The organism is Sulfurimonas sp., assembly GCF_023228785.1.
Taxonomy (GTDB): Bacteria; Campylobacterota; Campylobacteria; order Campylobacterales; family Sulfurimonadaceae; genus Sulfurimonas.
Map to the genome: position 1 here is coordinate 42,896 of NZ_JALOAN010000005.1, position 14,310 is coordinate 57,205.

The following is a 14,310-nucleotide window of genomic DNA, read 5'->3' on the forward strand; positions in this document are numbered from 1 at the left end:
TTTCCTAATTTAATTTATCTAGTATTTTTGTTAGATCTTTATCTTTTATGATTATATTTGCCTCTTTTTGCAAGATCTCTCTTGCACAAAAAGCGACTCTAGTTCCTGCGTGAGCGAACATACTAAGGTCGTTTGCTCCATCTCCACAGACTAAAGTTTCTTCTTCTTTTACACCTAAAAGGTTTTGAAGTCTTTGTAGCATATCGCCTTTTGAGAAGCCAAACATCATATCTCCACCCACAAGACCAGTGAGTTTGCCATTTTTTTGATGCAGTACATTTGAGAAGTCCGCATCGTAGCCTAGTATATCTTTTGCGTATGAAGTAGCACTTCTAAAACCACCGCTAAAGCAGACTACTCTCATACCTCTTTTTTTAAGCTCGGCTATAGTCTCAATAGCACCATTCATATATGGTAAATTTTGGCTGATTTTCTCAACTATGCTGTAGTCTAAACCTTCTAAAAGTCTGACTCTTTGTTGCAGTGACTCAAAAAAATCTAACCGCCCTGACATCGCTTCTTCTGTTATAAAACCTACCTCTTTGCCTAAACCCAACTCCTCGGCAAAAAAATCGATAGTTTCGCCATCCATAAGAGTAGAGTCAAAATCAAAAACTGCTAACTTTAACATCTATAGTGCTCTCTTTTGTTATAATATCGCAATTATACCCACTTAGGATTTTTTTTGTTTACAAAACTCATAGATAAATTAAAAAACGGCACTTATATTAGTTTAGAGACAACTCCTGCAAACTCGCCTCAATTTGCACCTATCATAGACAAGATAGAAGAGCTTGGACTTCACCACTTAGTAGATGCTTTCTCAACTACAGACAACCCTTTAGCTAAACTAAAGTACAACTCACTCTTTGCAGCAAAGATGCTTCAAGATAGATTTAATAAGCCAGTCTTAGCCACAATGACCATGAGAGATAGAAACAAGATAGCATTGCAGTCAGATCTCCTTGGTGCAAATGAAGTTGATGTTCGTGCTATCTTAGCTCTTACGGGAGATCCAGCCAATATCTCTGACCAACCTCATACTAAAGGTGTTTTTGAAGCAGACAGCACATTACTTCTAGATATCATTAGTGCGTTTAATTCTGGGATGAGTTTTGCTGGAAAACCTCTTGGTCATAAACCTAAAGAGATCTACCCTTTTGCAGTTGTAAACTCCTATGCTAAAAATCCAAAAACACTTCAAAAGAAGATGCAAAAAAAGATAAAGCATGGTGCTCTTGGAATCATAACTCAACCTGTTTATGACAAAGAAAATGCAAAGATGCTCTTAGATCTCATAGAGTCTGCAAACAGAGACTCTCTACCTAAGTACAAAGAGGCTGAGTTAATTTTAGGGATCTTTCCCATCACGAAACTCCGTACTGCTCAGTTTTTGTCTGCTCATGTTCCTGGTATAAATGTACCAGATAGATGGATAGAACTCTTAAGAGTTGCAAACAAACAAGGGGCAGAAGAAGAGTATAAAGTTGGTTTTGAACTTAGTAAAACTCTCTTTGACTCCCTAAAAGAGTTACATCCAAAGATTCATCTTATGAGTGCAAATCAGTTTAGTTTAGCAAAAGAGATATTAAAATAGTTTTTCTAAATCTTTTGCACTAGTGATATCTTTTTGTTCAATATTAAACTTTTTGTATGACAATGTGACATTAGTTCCAAGCAAAATCTCTTCAAGCTCTTCTATGTGAGCCTCTATATCAAACTCATTCTCACTAAGAGCTACAAAATCATCTCCATAAACTCTAAATACCAAATCATTTTCATCTAAAGAATCAAGCTTGTTAGCAAATTTGCTTAAGAGTTCATCCCCACTTACCCAGCCATGATTGGTGTTGTACTGACCAAAGTTATGAAGATAGATTATATATAGATACTTCATATTAAACTCATTTGAGTTATTGTATGCCAAAACAAAATCTAGATACTCTTTGTTATATATACCAGTTATTTGATCTTTGTAAAAATAAACAAATCTCTCTTTTTCAAGCTTGCTCTTAGGTCTTTGTGTAATGTTGTGTTCTAGTTTTATATCTTTTAATGCTTTAGTAGCTGCTTTAACAACTTTGGCGTTGAACTGTTTTGAAGCAAGTTCATTTAACTCTTCTATAGCTTTTACTACACTCTTTCTAGCTTTATATATTCTGTTTGTTGTCATCGCATCAAAGGCGTCAGCTACAGTCATAATTTGTGAGAGCATAGGAATTTGATCGCCTTTTAATCCTTGTGGATAACCATTTCCATTGAAATGTTCATGATGATGGCGAACTATTTCTGCAATGCCTTTGTATATATCAACACTACTAAGTAGCTCATAACTAACAACAACATGTTCTTTAATGATTTCATACTCTAGGTTATTTAATCTACCTGGCTTTAGTAAAATAGAATCAGGTGTAGAGATCTTACCAATATCATGTAACATACAAGCTCTGTAAAGATCTTCTATCTTATCTTCACAATAACCCATTTCCTTAGCTATAAGAACTGAGTATTTTGCTACTCTTTGTGTATGACCAGCTGTATATGTATCTCTTTTTTCTATGATATTTACTAAAGAAAAAATATGTTCTTCATAGTCTTTAACTTTTTTCTCAACTATCTCTTTAGCTTTTTTTCTACCATATAAGATGACACTCAAACCTACGAGATAGACTACTAAGATTATCGCTATATTTAGCACTATTGTCTTAAAAGCTTCATCATAGTACCACTTCATAGGTATAGAGATTGAAACTCCACCTCTTATATCTCCGACTTTATAGCCCTGAAAAGCGTGACATTTTAAACATGATTGTTCAGTTTTCAGTGGATATATATAGCGGAAATGCTCTTCGTCATCTATATCAGACTTTGCAAATGTTGGTTTTTGTGTGTTTTCTATCTTTTTAAGAGCTTCTTCTTCCCATGCATCTGGCTTATTTTTTGGGTTCATAAGTATTCTACTTGTGATATGCCCTTTTGTTCCGTAAAGCTCACTATAGTCTTCCATCATTTGTGAAAGTGTGTATGCTGGATTCATAAGAGTTAGTTGTTGTGATGCTGAAGTATTTACATCACGATTTTCTATATGGGAGAGGTATGGATTTGGCGGTGTTCTTTTGGTAATTGGTACGTAAACACCTCCATGAGAGGCTATCCACTTACGATATGCTATATCTTTTTTGACACTTACTACAGCTTCATTTTTTGCTAAAATTGTTGCATATTCATAATCTCTATACATAGAAACAGATGCTGCAAGAAGCATCAAAGCACTCCAAGAAGCTATAAGCAGGTAAACAATTCTATTTATAAATTTAGCTTTATAGCCCACAAAAAGTCCTTTAAAAATTCCATAACAATATTGTACAATAATTTTTGCTATAATTGCATCTCTTGATTTAGGAGATACTAGGAAGATTATGATTGATTTAAAACTACTACAAAAAGATTTTGAAACTATGAGTTCTAAGCTTATTCGCAAGGGTGTAGATCTAGAGCTTATAGAAAAACTAAGAGAAAAAAGCCAAGAATTAAAAAAAGCAAAAGCGAGTTTTGAAACACTTCAGGCACTTCAAAATTCTATGAGTAAAGAGTTTGGAACTTACAAAAGAGAAGGCAAAGATATAAGCGAACTCAAGCGAAGAGTAGATGCAAACAAAGTTGTGATAAGCGAAGCCTTAGAGATCCAAAGAAATGCAGATCTAGAACTTGAAACCATAGCGATGTCAATCCCAAATATTCCAGATGATGATGTAGCCCATGGCGCTGATGAGAGTGACAACGAAGAGCTAAAAAAAGTTCTAACTCCAAGAGAGTTTAGTTTTACTCCAAAAGAACATTGGGAACTAGCCGAGCAAAATGGCTGGATAGATTTTGAGAGAGGAGTAAAACTTGCAACTTCTAGATTTTCTGTAAGTTTTGGAATGGGTGCAAGACTAGAGCGCGCACTTATAAACTTTATGCTTGACTTTAACCGCTCTCGTGGATTTGCAGAAGTGAGCGTTCCAGCTCTTGTAAACAGAACTGCACTAGAGGGAACAGGACAACTTCCAAAGTTTGAAGATGATCTCTATAAAATGCAAGATCTAGATCTATTTTTGATCCCAACAGCAGAGGTTCCTCTAACAAATCTTTTTCAAGATGAGATTCTTGCATCTGAGGAGCTACCAGTTAAAATGACAGCTTATACATCTTGCTTTAGAAAAGAAGCGGGAGCTGCAGGGCGCGACACAAGAGGGATGATAAGACAGCATCAGTTTCATAAGGTTGAACTAGTAACTATCTCTCATCCTGATAAAAGTGATGAGATCTTTAGCGAGATGGTAGAGTGTGCATCAGACATACTAACAGCACTAGAGCTACCTCATCGCCTAGTTAGTCTCTGTACAGGAGATCTAGGCTTTAGTGCAGCCAAGACTATAGATCTAGAAGTTTGGTTACCAGGACAAAACACCTACCGCGAGATCTCATCAGTTAGTAACACAAGAGAGTTTCAAGCAAGACGCGCAAAAATTCGTTTTAAAGATGGCAAGAAAAACTCAATGGTTCATACACTAAATGGAAGTGCGTTAGCAGTTGGTAGAACTCTAGTAGCCATTATGGAGAACAACCAACAAGAAGATGGAAGTATCACTATCCCTGAGGTCTTAAAGCCTTATTTGGGAATGTGATTTTTTTATCTGAATAAGCCATCAACTAGACTTTAAAGTTTATGTGACTTTTTAAACCCTCAAGAGATCCTGAATCAAGTTCAGGATGACGAGTTGATCGAAGTTTGGGATGACGGGTTGTAAGAGTTCATGGTCACAACATTCCTGCCATTGCAGCCTGACACTTCCGTCATTGTGAGCTTGACTCGCAATCTTATCATTTCCCACACTTCCGTCATTGTGAGCTTGACCCGCAATCTTATCATTTCTGACACTTCCGTCATTGTGAGCTTGACTCGCAATCTTATCATTTCCCACACTTCCGTCATTGTGAGCTTGACTCGCAATCTTATCATTTCTGACACTTCCGTCATTGTGAGCTTGACTCGCAATCTTATCAGGGCTCTAAAACCTTATGTATTTTTTAAACCCTCAAGAGATCCTGAATCAAGTTCAGGATGACGGGTTGATGGAAGTTCAGGATGACTGGTTGATCGAAGTTCAGGATGACTGGTTGATCGAAGTTTGGAATGACGGGTTGATCGAAGTTTGGAATGGCGGGTTGTAAGAGTTCAGGATGACAGAATTATGTCATTTTTATACATTTTTTTACTGAACAATTCTATTAAATTATTGATTTTTTTCTGAGTTATGGCAAATGCCCCCTCTGAATGTCTTGAACTAAACAATTCATGCAATATTTAAGTTTATCGCCCGCCATAAAGGATTATATTAACTTATGTAAAATTTGCTTATTTATTCAAGTCGCTATACTCCCGATTTTTGAGTTCCTTTTGCTATAATAAATTCAGATATTGTAGTTATAATGTTGTCATTTTTAGAAGAAGGGATGTTTTTTGAATAGTGTAAATTTGAGTAGATTATTATTCCCTATCTTCTTATTATTACTAATTGCTTCTATCGGTTATATACTTATCACTAGTAAAAATGAAGCTTTAATAGATGAAAGATATTTAGAGATTTCAAAAAACATGAAAACACATCTTGAATCTTTGATAAAAGAAAAACAAGATGCTATTTTACAGATGTCTTTAGCGATGTCACAAGATCAAAAAATAAAAAATGCACTTTTAAGTAAAGATAGTTTAAATATAAATCTAAAAGAGTTCTCTTTAAAATTAAAAAACAATACTAATCTAAAAAATATTTGGTTTCAAATCGTTGATGCAGAAGGTAAAAGTTTTTACAGAAGTTTTAGTAACAAAACGGGGGATAGTTTAGTAAAAGCTCGCTCAGATATAGATAAAATGATAAAAGATCCACAAATCATAACCTCTATAAGTGCCGGTAAATTTGCTATTTCTTTTAAAACAATGGTTCCCATCTATGAGAATGATATCTTTATTGGTATGTTTGAAACTCTTGGTATGTTTGACTCCATAATTCAAAAGATGCAAGAGAACAACGAGCATACAATCATGCTTATAGATAAATCATATAAAGATCAGTTAGTCTATGTAGATAAAACTAAGTTTATACAAAACTACTTTATAGTTAATGATAAGGCAGATGAAAAATTATTAGACTACATCAAAGCATACTCCATAGAAGCGGTAATAAACTGCGAAGATAACTCTACTGTATGCCTCTCGCCTCATTCGGTTGTGAGTGTTTATAAACTAAATGATGAGCATGGCAAACCAATGGCATATTTTATTATGTCATACAACCTAGATGAAATAAATTTAAATGATATTTTTCAAGTTCGAAACATACTATTTTTAGTTTTTGGAGGTTTGTTATTTGTAGGTTATATTTTATTTTTATATTTTCAATCTAAAAAAAATCTCATAAAAAATTTAAATTTTAAACTTGAAGATTTGGTCAAAAGCAAAACAAAAGAACTTACTTATTTAGCTCACCATGATGCACTAACTGGTTTAACAAATCGTTTTTTATTTTTGGAGATTGTAAAAAATACAATAGAGAGTGCTAAAAGACATAACTCTAAGTTTAGCATTTTATTTTTAGATCTAGACAGATTTAAAGATATCAATGACACCTATGGACACTATATGGGAGATCTGCTTTTAAAAAGTGTTGCAAAGAGATTAAAAAGCTGTGTTAGAGCTGAAGATATTGTATGTAGATTAGCTGGAGATGAGTTTGCTATTTTACTTAAAAATGTTGATGATGATGGTCTTTTAGCAATTGTTGAAAAAATCATACATTCTATTGGACAGTCCATAGAACTCCAAAACAATGTGTTTAATATCACTATTAGTATAGGCATAAGTTGTTTTCCTCGCGATGGATCTGATGTAGATATTTTAATGAGCAATGCTGATACTGCTATGTATAAAGCCAAAGAAATTGGAAGAGATACTTATCAGTTTTATGATAAAAAGATGAGCGAATCTGCTCTCAACAGAGTGATCTTGGAGAAAAACTTAAAAATAGCACTTCAAGAAAATCAGTTTGAAGCATTTTATCAGCCCCAAATTGATACTACTACTGGTGAAATAATAGGTGCTGAAGCACTTATAAGATGGAATTCTCCAAAGTTAGGATTTGTGTCGCCTGCTGATTTTATACCAGTTGCCGAACAAACAAAACTTATCATTAAAATAGATCTTTGGATGATGAGAGAGACTATGAATCAACTAATGAATTTTCAAAAATGTGGAATCGATATAAAAAAATTATCTCTAAATGTATCTGCGAAACAGCTTGAGAGTAAAGAGATGATAGCTGATTTGAAAAATATTTTAAAAGAGACAGGCTTTGATGCTTCAAGACTAGATCTAGAGATTACAGAAAGAGAAATGATGAAAAATCCAGAAGCAACAATAGTGATAATAAATGAAATAAAAAAACTAGGCATTAGTATCTCTATAGATGATTTTGGTACAGGACACTCCTCACTTGCATATATAAAACGCTTGCCAATTGACAAACTAAAGATTGATAAAAGTTTTGTAGATGAACTTCCACATGACAAAGAAGATGTTGCCATTGTTCGCTCTGTAATCTCCATAGCTAAAAACTTGCAAATAGACATTATTGCAGAAGGTGTAGAGACTCACGAACAAAGAGATTTTCTACTCCTTGAGGGTTGTCCTAAAATTCAAGGATACTTTTATTCTAAACCACTTAATGCTAATGACTATAAAGAGTTTTTACTAAAACACAATATATAAACCTTTGATTTAATTTGAGATTATGATACTATCCTTACAAAGGATAAATATTATCTTTTAAAAAGGAGTGTGATATGAAGAAAAAACTTACAACTGTTGTCGGTGCACCGGTAGCTGATAATAACAATTCACTAACTGCAGGACCAAGAGGTCCGATGCTTATGCAAGATGTGTGGTATTTGGAGAAAATGGCACATTTTGATAGAGAGGTCATCCCAGAGAGACGCATGCACGCTAAAGGCTCAGGTGCATTTGGAACTTTTAGAGTGACAAAAGATATAACAAAATACACCAAAGCAAAGATCTTCTCTGAAGTTGGAAAAGAGACAGAGATGTTTGCTAGATTTTCCACTGTTGCTGGTGAGAGAGGTGCCGCAGATGCCGAGAGAGACATCCGTGGTTTTGCTCTTAAGTTTTATACAGAAGAGGGAAACTGGGATCTTGTGGGAAACAATACTCCTGTTTTTTTTCTAAGAGATCCACTAAAGTTTCCAGATCTAAACCATGCCATTAAACGAGATCCAAAAACAAACATGAGAAGTGCAAAAAACAACTGGGATTTTTGGACTAGCTTGCCAGAAGCTCTGCACCAAGTTACCATTACGATGAGTGATAGAGGTATTCCTTACTCTTACCGCCATATGCACGGTTTTGGTAGCCACACTTTTAGCTTTATCAATGAGCAAAATGAGAGAAACTGGGTTAAGTTTCACTTTGTTAGCCAGCAAGGGATAAAAAACTTAACAGATGAAGAGGCGCAAATCTTGGTGGGGCAAAATAGAGAGAGCCATCAGCAAGATCTCTTTGAAAGTATAGAAAAAGGTGACTTTCCAAAGTGGAAGATGTTTGTGCAAATAATGAGCGAAGAAGATGCAAAGCACTACAAATTTAACCCTTTTGACTTAACAAGAGTGTGGCTTAAAAAAGATTATCCACTTATAGAAGTTGGAGAGTTTGAGTTAAACCGCAACCCAGAGAACTACTTTGCAGATGTTGAACAAGCTGCATTTAACCCTGCAAGTGTTGTAAATGGAATTGGCTTTTCACCTGATAAGATGCTCCAAGGAAGACTCTTCTCTTATGGAGATGCACAGAGATATAGGCTAGGAGTTAACCATAACCTCATCCCAGTAAATGCTCCAAAATGCCCAACAAATAGCTACCACAGAGATGGTGCTATGAGAGTCGATAGCAACGCTGGAGCTACTCTAGGTTATGAGCCAAACTCTTATGATGAGTGGCAAGAGCAAAAAGAGTTTGCTGAGCCAGAGTTAGATCTAGATGGTGGAGCTAACAGATACGAGCAAGATGATGACAACTTCACACAACCTAGAATGCTGTTTCAACTTATGAGTAAAGAAGAGCAAAAAGTCCTTTTTGAAAATACAGCAAGAGCTATGGGCGATGCACCACAAAATATTAAGCAAAGACATATAGACAACTGCACAAAAGCAGATCCGGCTTATGGAGCAGGTGTAGCAAAAGCTTTGAATCTCTAATCTCAAAATCTTCTATCTGTATGAAAAGTTTTTTCATGCAGATTTTACAGGGATTTAGAAAGTTAAAATAAGTTTTAAAGAGTAAATAACTAAATGATAAAAAAAGCAAAAAAAACAGATCAAGGTCTGTCTATTCTTATACTAAATGCAATTGGTAAAGTTGCAAAAACACTAACTGGAGAAAGTGAAAAGAAAAAGATTTTAAAAACTTTAGATTTTTATATTTCTATGAATATAAATAGACTAAGTTACAATAATATCTACACATATGAAGTTAAAAACGACTTAGCAGGGCTTATAATAGCTTATGATTCAAATAGAGTAGATGAACTTGATAATCTTATGATTAGACACCTAGCTTCTAAAAACATCTTTTTAGACTCTTTTGATAAAGAGTGTTTTGAAGATGAGTTTTATGTAGATACTATAAGTGTTTTTGAAGAGTTTCAAGGGCGTGGAATTGCAAAAGAACTGTTTTGTTTTATTGAAGAAAAAGCAAAAGAGTTGGGCTTTACAAAAGTATCACTTTTAGTGGATGTTGAGAATATAAAAGCTCTTAGCTTATATGAAAAAATAGGTTATAAAAAAAACACTATTTTAAAACTTTCAAACCACGAGTATCATCATATGATAAAAAGATTGTAATCTCTTTACTAGAGAGCAGCTAAAGACGCTGTTTTTTAGACTGACAATTTATCAAGTAATTTTTGAAAGTTTTTTACATATATATTTTTTCTTTTTATCTCAATAATGCCATCTTTTTTAAGTTTCTGCAGGCTTCTATTTACAACTTTTCTCACCGAGCCTACCATAGATGCTATATCTTCATGTTTTAGATTATTGATTACTTTTAATCTTGACACTCCATCTATAGTCTCAGTAAAACGGGTAAAAAGTTGCAAGACTCTTTGGTATACATCATAAAAAGATAGGCTAACTGCCAAATTTTCCATAGATTTAAGCTGAGATGCAATATAGGCATAAAAATATTGGCGGAACTTTTCATCTTTTAAAATCATCTCTTTAACATCTTCTAAAGGAAGCTCAACTACATGAGCATCTTCGAGCACTTCTGATATGTATTGGTTTGGCCTGCCATCAAGTAAGGATACTACATCAAACATATCTCCATGTAAGAGAATATATAGGATTTGCTCTTTTGAGCTCCCTATATCAATATCATAAATCTTTATTTTACCGCTCATAACGAAGTAAAAATACTTAAGAGTATTAGTATGAGAGAGAGGATCTTCTCCCTTTTTAAAGTATAAATTTTTCTTTTTCTTTAAAATAAGTGGAGCATTACTTATCTTTTTAAGTATAATTTGTTGCGAATTTTCTACACTGTTCATAGTGTAGATTATACACTATGAAGTGTAAAAAATTAATTGAGTGCTCTAGACAATTATTAAGCTAGATCCTGAATCAAGTTCAGGATGACGCGTGTCCCGTCATTACGTGCTTGACACGAAATCTAGTTTATAGATAAAATAACCCTGCACAAGGAGGGCAGCAAATAGCAATCCATTGAGAATATAAAGTATTTTAACACTCTCTTTTCTCATAGCCATCTCCTTGTCTATTTTATAGCGATACTCTTTGGTTTTGCTTTTTCAGTCTTTTGCAACTCTATCTCTAGGCGACCATTTTTAAAGCTAGCGCTGATTTTTTCACTATCTATATTTTCAGGAAGGCTAAAGCGTCTCTCTATTTTTCCAAAAGAGCTCTCGCAAATATAGTAGCTCTCATCATTTAGCTCTTTTTTATAGTGGCGAACTGCACTTATAATTAAGACATCATCTTCAATCTTAAGATCTATATCCTCCTTTTTGACACCAGGCAGATCAACTTCAATATGAAAATCAGCATTCTCCTTCTTCGCTAGGTTAGCAAAAGGGAGGTGACTTGCCAAATTATCAAAAGCCTCAGAGACCTTTTTACCAACAATCTCAACACCTTTTTCTATCTCAGAACCAATATTTTTAACACTTTTTGTGATTTGCATAATATCCTCCTTTTATTTGATAGCGATTTTTTTCACTTTATTTACTACATCTTTTTTGAGCTTAGGCACAACTACCTCTAGGACACCATCTTGACTCTCGGCGCGAATATTTTCAATATCCACTCCCTCTGGAAGTGAAAAAGAGCGTGAAAAAGAGCCAAAACTACTCTCAACTCTATAGTAGTTCTCCTCTTTCATCTCCTCTTTTGTCTTTCTCTCACCTGAGATAACAAGCTTGTTATCTTCAACGGAGATGTTGATATTTTCTTTATTTATTCCTGGTAAATCAACTTCGACATGGTATGCAAACTCGCCCTCTCTTGTATTAATAGCAGGAATAAAATCAGCACTAAAGCCACTTTGCTTACTTACTGGAACATAGTCATCTAAGAGAGTATTAAAGAGGTCGAGTCCTCTTCTATACTCTCTCATATTTCTACTTGGGTTATAGCGTGTAATGAACATAACTGACTCCTTGTTTTTATTTATGCTGTAATTATAGAAGATTATTCTGTAAAATTCTGCCACCTAGGTAGCAGATAAAACTTAAGTTTAAAAAATGTATCTTGATATTTGGTGAGAACCAAAAATTACTATTGTGAATACTTATGCTAAAAGATAGGCGAACTTTTTTACCCACTCTCTAAAAACATCAGAGTGTTCCATTGTTTGACCATTTTTTTGTAGATCTTGCACACATAAAACTGCAAATTCGCTCTTTAGTCCTAATGTATATGAGAGAAGATTGTCAAGTCTCTCATCACTGTAATCTTTAAGCAAGGCACTTACAAGTCCGATGCTAAGAGCGTAAAGTACATCCACTTCATCGCTATAATCGCCCTCGCCTGTTGTCAAAATTGCTTCTATGTCTGGAAGTTTATGCATAACTTTTATAAAACTTAAAAAACCAACTGCAACCTCACGAGAAACAGCTCCACTAAGTGCATCAAGCAGAAGTAACTCATCTAGATCTGCGCTTAGGATACTATCTACATATTCCCAACTTCTAGGAGTTGCGAAGCTTTTAGCGTCACTCTTTGGATCAAAGGTAAAGAGATGCTCTTTTTTATATGATATGTAGGCGATGATTCTCTCATCAAGAGCACTCTTAAATGCCCAATATTTCCAATCATCCACATCAACTTCCATCTCAAAGTGAACAAATCTATTGGCTAGTGGTGATGGCATTCTATATGTCACGCCTCTATCACTCTCACGGTTACCAGCTGCAACTATAGCCCAGCCATCAGGCAACTCATACTCGCCTACCTTCCTATCAAGAATGAGCTGATATGCTGAGGCTTGAACACTTGGTGCGGCAGTGTTTAGCTCATCTAAAAAAAGTATCCCCTCACCATTTTTTGGCAAAAACGCAGGTGGAGCCCAAAGAGCTGTGTGTGAATCTTTATCGTAAAAAGGAATCCCTTTTAAGTCCGTTGGATCCATTAGTGCGAGTCTTAGATCTATAAAGCCTACTTCCTTACTTTTTGCAATCTGCTTAACTATAGAAGATTTTCCAATCCCTGGTGCTCCCCATAAAAAAACTGGAACTTTTTGCTCCACTAAAGCTTGAAGTGTTTGTGTTAATCTTGATGCTCTCATCTACTCTTGCCATCCTATGTTTTCGCTCATTATGTGTTTGCCAAAATTTGGGTTCTCTTTAACCGCTCTCTCGTAGCGAGAATCAAGTTGAAGTTGATACAAAATATCTACAGGTGTATTGGAGTTTCTTGCCAAAGACAACAAGATCTCCCCATCTTCACTCTTAGCTAAAAGTTCTAAGATCTCACTAGGAGTGTTAGAGTTTCTAGCAAGTGTTTTATGGTTTTTATCATCTTTATAAGCGTATTTTAGCACTTCTTTTGGAGTAGCATTATTTTGATATAGAGCGTTACAAATCTCTTGTGAAGACTCATTAAGCAGGCTCTTTAAAATATCTCTATCTATATGCTCGTTTGATGCTAAAGCTAGATTTACATCTTCTATGTCAAGCTCTAAGATCTTCATTTGCATCTCTTTAGTTAGAGAACTATTTTGTGCTAGATCTAGAGGATTTGTACTTAAGAAAGTCTCAAACAGTTCACTATCAGGCTTCACACTTCTTGCCATGTTTTTTGCTCTATCTTGCATAAGTTTTTTTATCGTACTTTTAGCTAGATTTTTATTGTTTGATAGTGCTTCATGAACTTCTTTTGTATCTAAGAGAGAGTTTTGCATCTCCTCATCACAATCTTGGCGAACGGCTATCATTTTTTTTATCTCTATAGGTGCTTTTTTTATAAAAGACTCTAAAACACTTTTTGGAGTTGATTCATTTTTAGCTAGACTTGAGATTATCTTATAGTTTGATTGATTAGTTGCATCTCTCATTGTTTTCTGTAGTGGTTCTAGGTTTGCAATTGTCTCTAAAACTAATGGATCTCTACTTTGAGATGCAAGGTGCATAATACCTAAAGTTGCATACTCAACATTGTGATTTCTCTCTATGTTCTTGTAAAATCGCACTATAAGGGCTGCACTTATATCTCTATTATCATCATTATCAAAAAAGTTCTCACCACCCCAGCTATACATCTTTATAAGCTTTAGGTATAACTCATCACTTATCATTGAGTTTGTTAAAAAATCTTTTAGCCTTGCTCTATCTGCTGAGAGCTTTAGACTCATCATAAGTGTTGCTGCATCTATATGTTTTGCAAGTTCTCTCTCAAGTAGATCTATAGAGATAAACTCTAGACCTTTTTGGCTCTCATAGAGGCTTTCACTCTCATTTTGTTCATATGGAGTCATAAGTTTTCCATCTATGATTAGCTCAACATCTTCGCTAAAGCCCTCTGCTAGTTTTATCTTATGAAACTTTAGTTGGGAGATAAACTCATCAGAACTAAATGAGCGTGTTTTTCCAAAGAGTAAGATAGTTTTATTTTGTAGTTTTTGTAAATTCATAAGGCAGATTATACTCATATTTTTTTAGCATTGTCTTTTTTAGTTATAAT

13 protein-coding genes are annotated in these 14,310 nt (G+C 34.6%); 6 read left to right on the plus strand and 7 right to left on the minus strand.

Annotated features, from left to right (window positions below; all coding sequences use genetic code 11):
- Positions 1 to 4: 4 nt before the first annotated feature.
- The gene (serB, locus tag M0Q24_RS02185; RefSeq protein WP_295046603.1) at positions 5 to 631 is read right to left on the minus strand and encodes a phosphoserine phosphatase SerB; all 627 of its coding nucleotides are present in this window, start codon (positions 629 to 631) and stop codon (positions 5 to 7) included.
- Between the two features lie 54 nt (positions 632 to 685).
- Here serB and M0Q24_RS02190 point away from each other — a divergent pair, with 54 nt between their 5' ends.
- Positions 686 to 1,597, plus strand: a complete 912-nt coding sequence (locus M0Q24_RS02190; protein ID WP_295046606.1) for a methylenetetrahydrofolate reductase — start codon at positions 686 to 688, stop codon at positions 1,595 to 1,597.
- Here the strand turns inward: M0Q24_RS02190 and M0Q24_RS02195 are convergent.
- Positions 1,589 to 3,331, minus strand: a complete 1,743-nt coding sequence (locus tag M0Q24_RS02195) for an HD domain-containing phosphohydrolase (RefSeq protein ID WP_295046609.1) — start codon at positions 3,329 to 3,331, stop codon at positions 1,589 to 1,591. The genes M0Q24_RS02190 and M0Q24_RS02195 overlap by 9 nt on opposite strands.
- An 88-nt stretch (positions 3,332 to 3,419) precedes the next feature.
- Here M0Q24_RS02195 and serS point away from each other — a divergent pair, with 88 nt between their 5' ends.
- The 5 genes from serS (at position 3,420) to M0Q24_RS02220 (ending at position 9,954) form a co-directional block, all read left to right on the plus strand.
- Positions 3,420 to 4,670, plus strand: a complete 1,251-nt coding sequence (serS, locus tag M0Q24_RS02200; RefSeq protein ID WP_295046611.1) for a serine--tRNA ligase — start codon at positions 3,420 to 3,422, stop codon at positions 4,668 to 4,670.
- A 394-nt stretch (positions 4,671 to 5,064) separates the two neighbouring features.
- Positions 5,065 to 5,217, plus strand: a complete 153-nt coding sequence (locus M0Q24_RS02205) for a hypothetical protein (RefSeq protein WP_295046614.1) — start codon at positions 5,065 to 5,067, stop codon at positions 5,215 to 5,217.
- Positions 5,218 to 5,521: 304 nt separating this feature from the next.
- Positions 5,522 to 7,810 carry an EAL domain-containing protein gene (locus M0Q24_RS02210; RefSeq protein WP_295046617.1) on the plus strand — a complete coding sequence of 763 codons (2,289 nt, stop codon included), beginning with the start codon at positions 5,522 to 5,524 and terminating at the stop codon, positions 7,808 to 7,810.
- A gap of 74 nt (positions 7,811 to 7,884) precedes the next feature.
- Positions 7,885 to 9,309 carry a catalase gene (locus M0Q24_RS02215; RefSeq protein ID WP_295046620.1) on the plus strand — a complete coding sequence of 475 codons (1,425 nt, stop codon included), beginning with the start codon at positions 7,885 to 7,887 and terminating at the stop codon, positions 9,307 to 9,309.
- Between the two features lie 93 nt (positions 9,310 to 9,402).
- Positions 9,403 to 9,954 (plus strand): N-acetyltransferase, encoded by a 552-nt coding sequence (locus tag M0Q24_RS02220; RefSeq protein WP_295046622.1) that lies wholly within the window; start codon positions 9,403 to 9,405, stop codon positions 9,952 to 9,954.
- 35 nt (positions 9,955 to 9,989) lie between these two features.
- Here M0Q24_RS02220 and M0Q24_RS02225 read toward each other — a convergent pair whose 3' ends face one another.
- The 5 genes from M0Q24_RS02225 to M0Q24_RS02245 form a co-directional block, all read right to left on the minus strand.
- A complete protein-coding gene (locus M0Q24_RS02225; RefSeq protein WP_295046625.1) occupies positions 9,990 to 10,661 on the minus strand; it encodes a Crp/Fnr family transcriptional regulator in 672 nt (223 codons plus the stop codon).
- 227 nt (positions 10,662 to 10,888) lie between these two features.
- The gene (locus M0Q24_RS02230) at positions 10,889 to 11,314 is read right to left on the minus strand and encodes an Hsp20/alpha crystallin family protein (protein ID WP_295046628.1); all 426 of its coding nucleotides are present in this window, start codon (positions 11,312 to 11,314) and stop codon (positions 10,889 to 10,891) included.
- A gap of 12 nt (positions 11,315 to 11,326) precedes the next feature.
- Positions 11,327 to 11,779 carry an Hsp20/alpha crystallin family protein gene (locus M0Q24_RS02235; RefSeq protein ID WP_295046630.1) on the minus strand — a complete coding sequence of 151 codons (453 nt, stop codon included), beginning with the start codon at positions 11,777 to 11,779 and terminating at the stop codon, positions 11,327 to 11,329.
- A 141-nt stretch (positions 11,780 to 11,920) separates the two neighbouring features.
- Entirely contained in the window at positions 11,921 to 12,916 is a 996-nt protein-coding gene (locus M0Q24_RS02240; RefSeq protein ID WP_295046633.1) for a MoxR family ATPase, read from the minus strand.
- On the minus strand, positions 12,917 to 14,278 hold the full coding sequence (locus M0Q24_RS02245; RefSeq protein ID WP_295046634.1) for a hypothetical protein: 1,362 nt from the start codon (positions 14,276 to 14,278) through the stop codon (positions 12,917 to 12,919).
- Between the last annotated feature and the right edge of the window lie 32 nt (positions 14,279 to 14,310).

What these genes read in the sequence shown, in the direction of transcription:
- M0Q24_RS02215 (WP_295046620.1), top strand. Translation starts at nt 7,885, where the DNA reads ATGAAGAAAAAACTTACAACTGTTGTCGGTGCACCGGTAGCTGATAAT.
- M0Q24_RS02235 (WP_295046630.1), bottom strand. Translation starts at nt 11,779, where the DNA reads ATGTTCATTACACGCTATAACCCAAGTAGAAATATGAGAGAGTATAGA.
- M0Q24_RS02225 (WP_295046625.1), bottom strand. Translation starts at nt 10,661, where the DNA reads ATGAACAGTGTAGAAAATTCGCAACAAATTATACTTAAAAAGATAAGT.
- M0Q24_RS02230 (WP_295046628.1), bottom strand. Translation starts at nt 11,314, where the DNA reads ATGCAAATCACAAAAAGTGTTAAAAATATTGGTTCTGAGATAGAAAAA.
- serB (WP_295046603.1), bottom strand. Translation starts at nt 631, where the DNA reads ATGTTAAAGTTAGCAGTTTTTGATTTTGACTCTACTCTTATGGATGGC.
- M0Q24_RS02220 (WP_295046622.1), top strand. Translation starts at nt 9,403, where the DNA reads ATGATAAAAAAAGCAAAAAAAACAGATCAAGGTCTGTCTATTCTTATA.
- M0Q24_RS02205 (WP_295046614.1), top strand. Translation starts at nt 5,065, where the DNA reads ATGTATTTTTTAAACCCTCAAGAGATCCTGAATCAAGTTCAGGATGAC.
- M0Q24_RS02240 (WP_295046633.1), bottom strand. Translation starts at nt 12,916, where the DNA reads ATGAGAGCATCAAGATTAACACAAACACTTCAAGCTTTAGTGGAGCAA.
- M0Q24_RS02245 (WP_295046634.1), bottom strand. Translation starts at nt 14,278, where the DNA reads ATGAGTATAATCTGCCTTATGAATTTACAAAAACTACAAAATAAAACT.
- serS (WP_295046611.1), top strand. Translation starts at nt 3,420, where the DNA reads ATGATTGATTTAAAACTACTACAAAAAGATTTTGAAACTATGAGTTCT.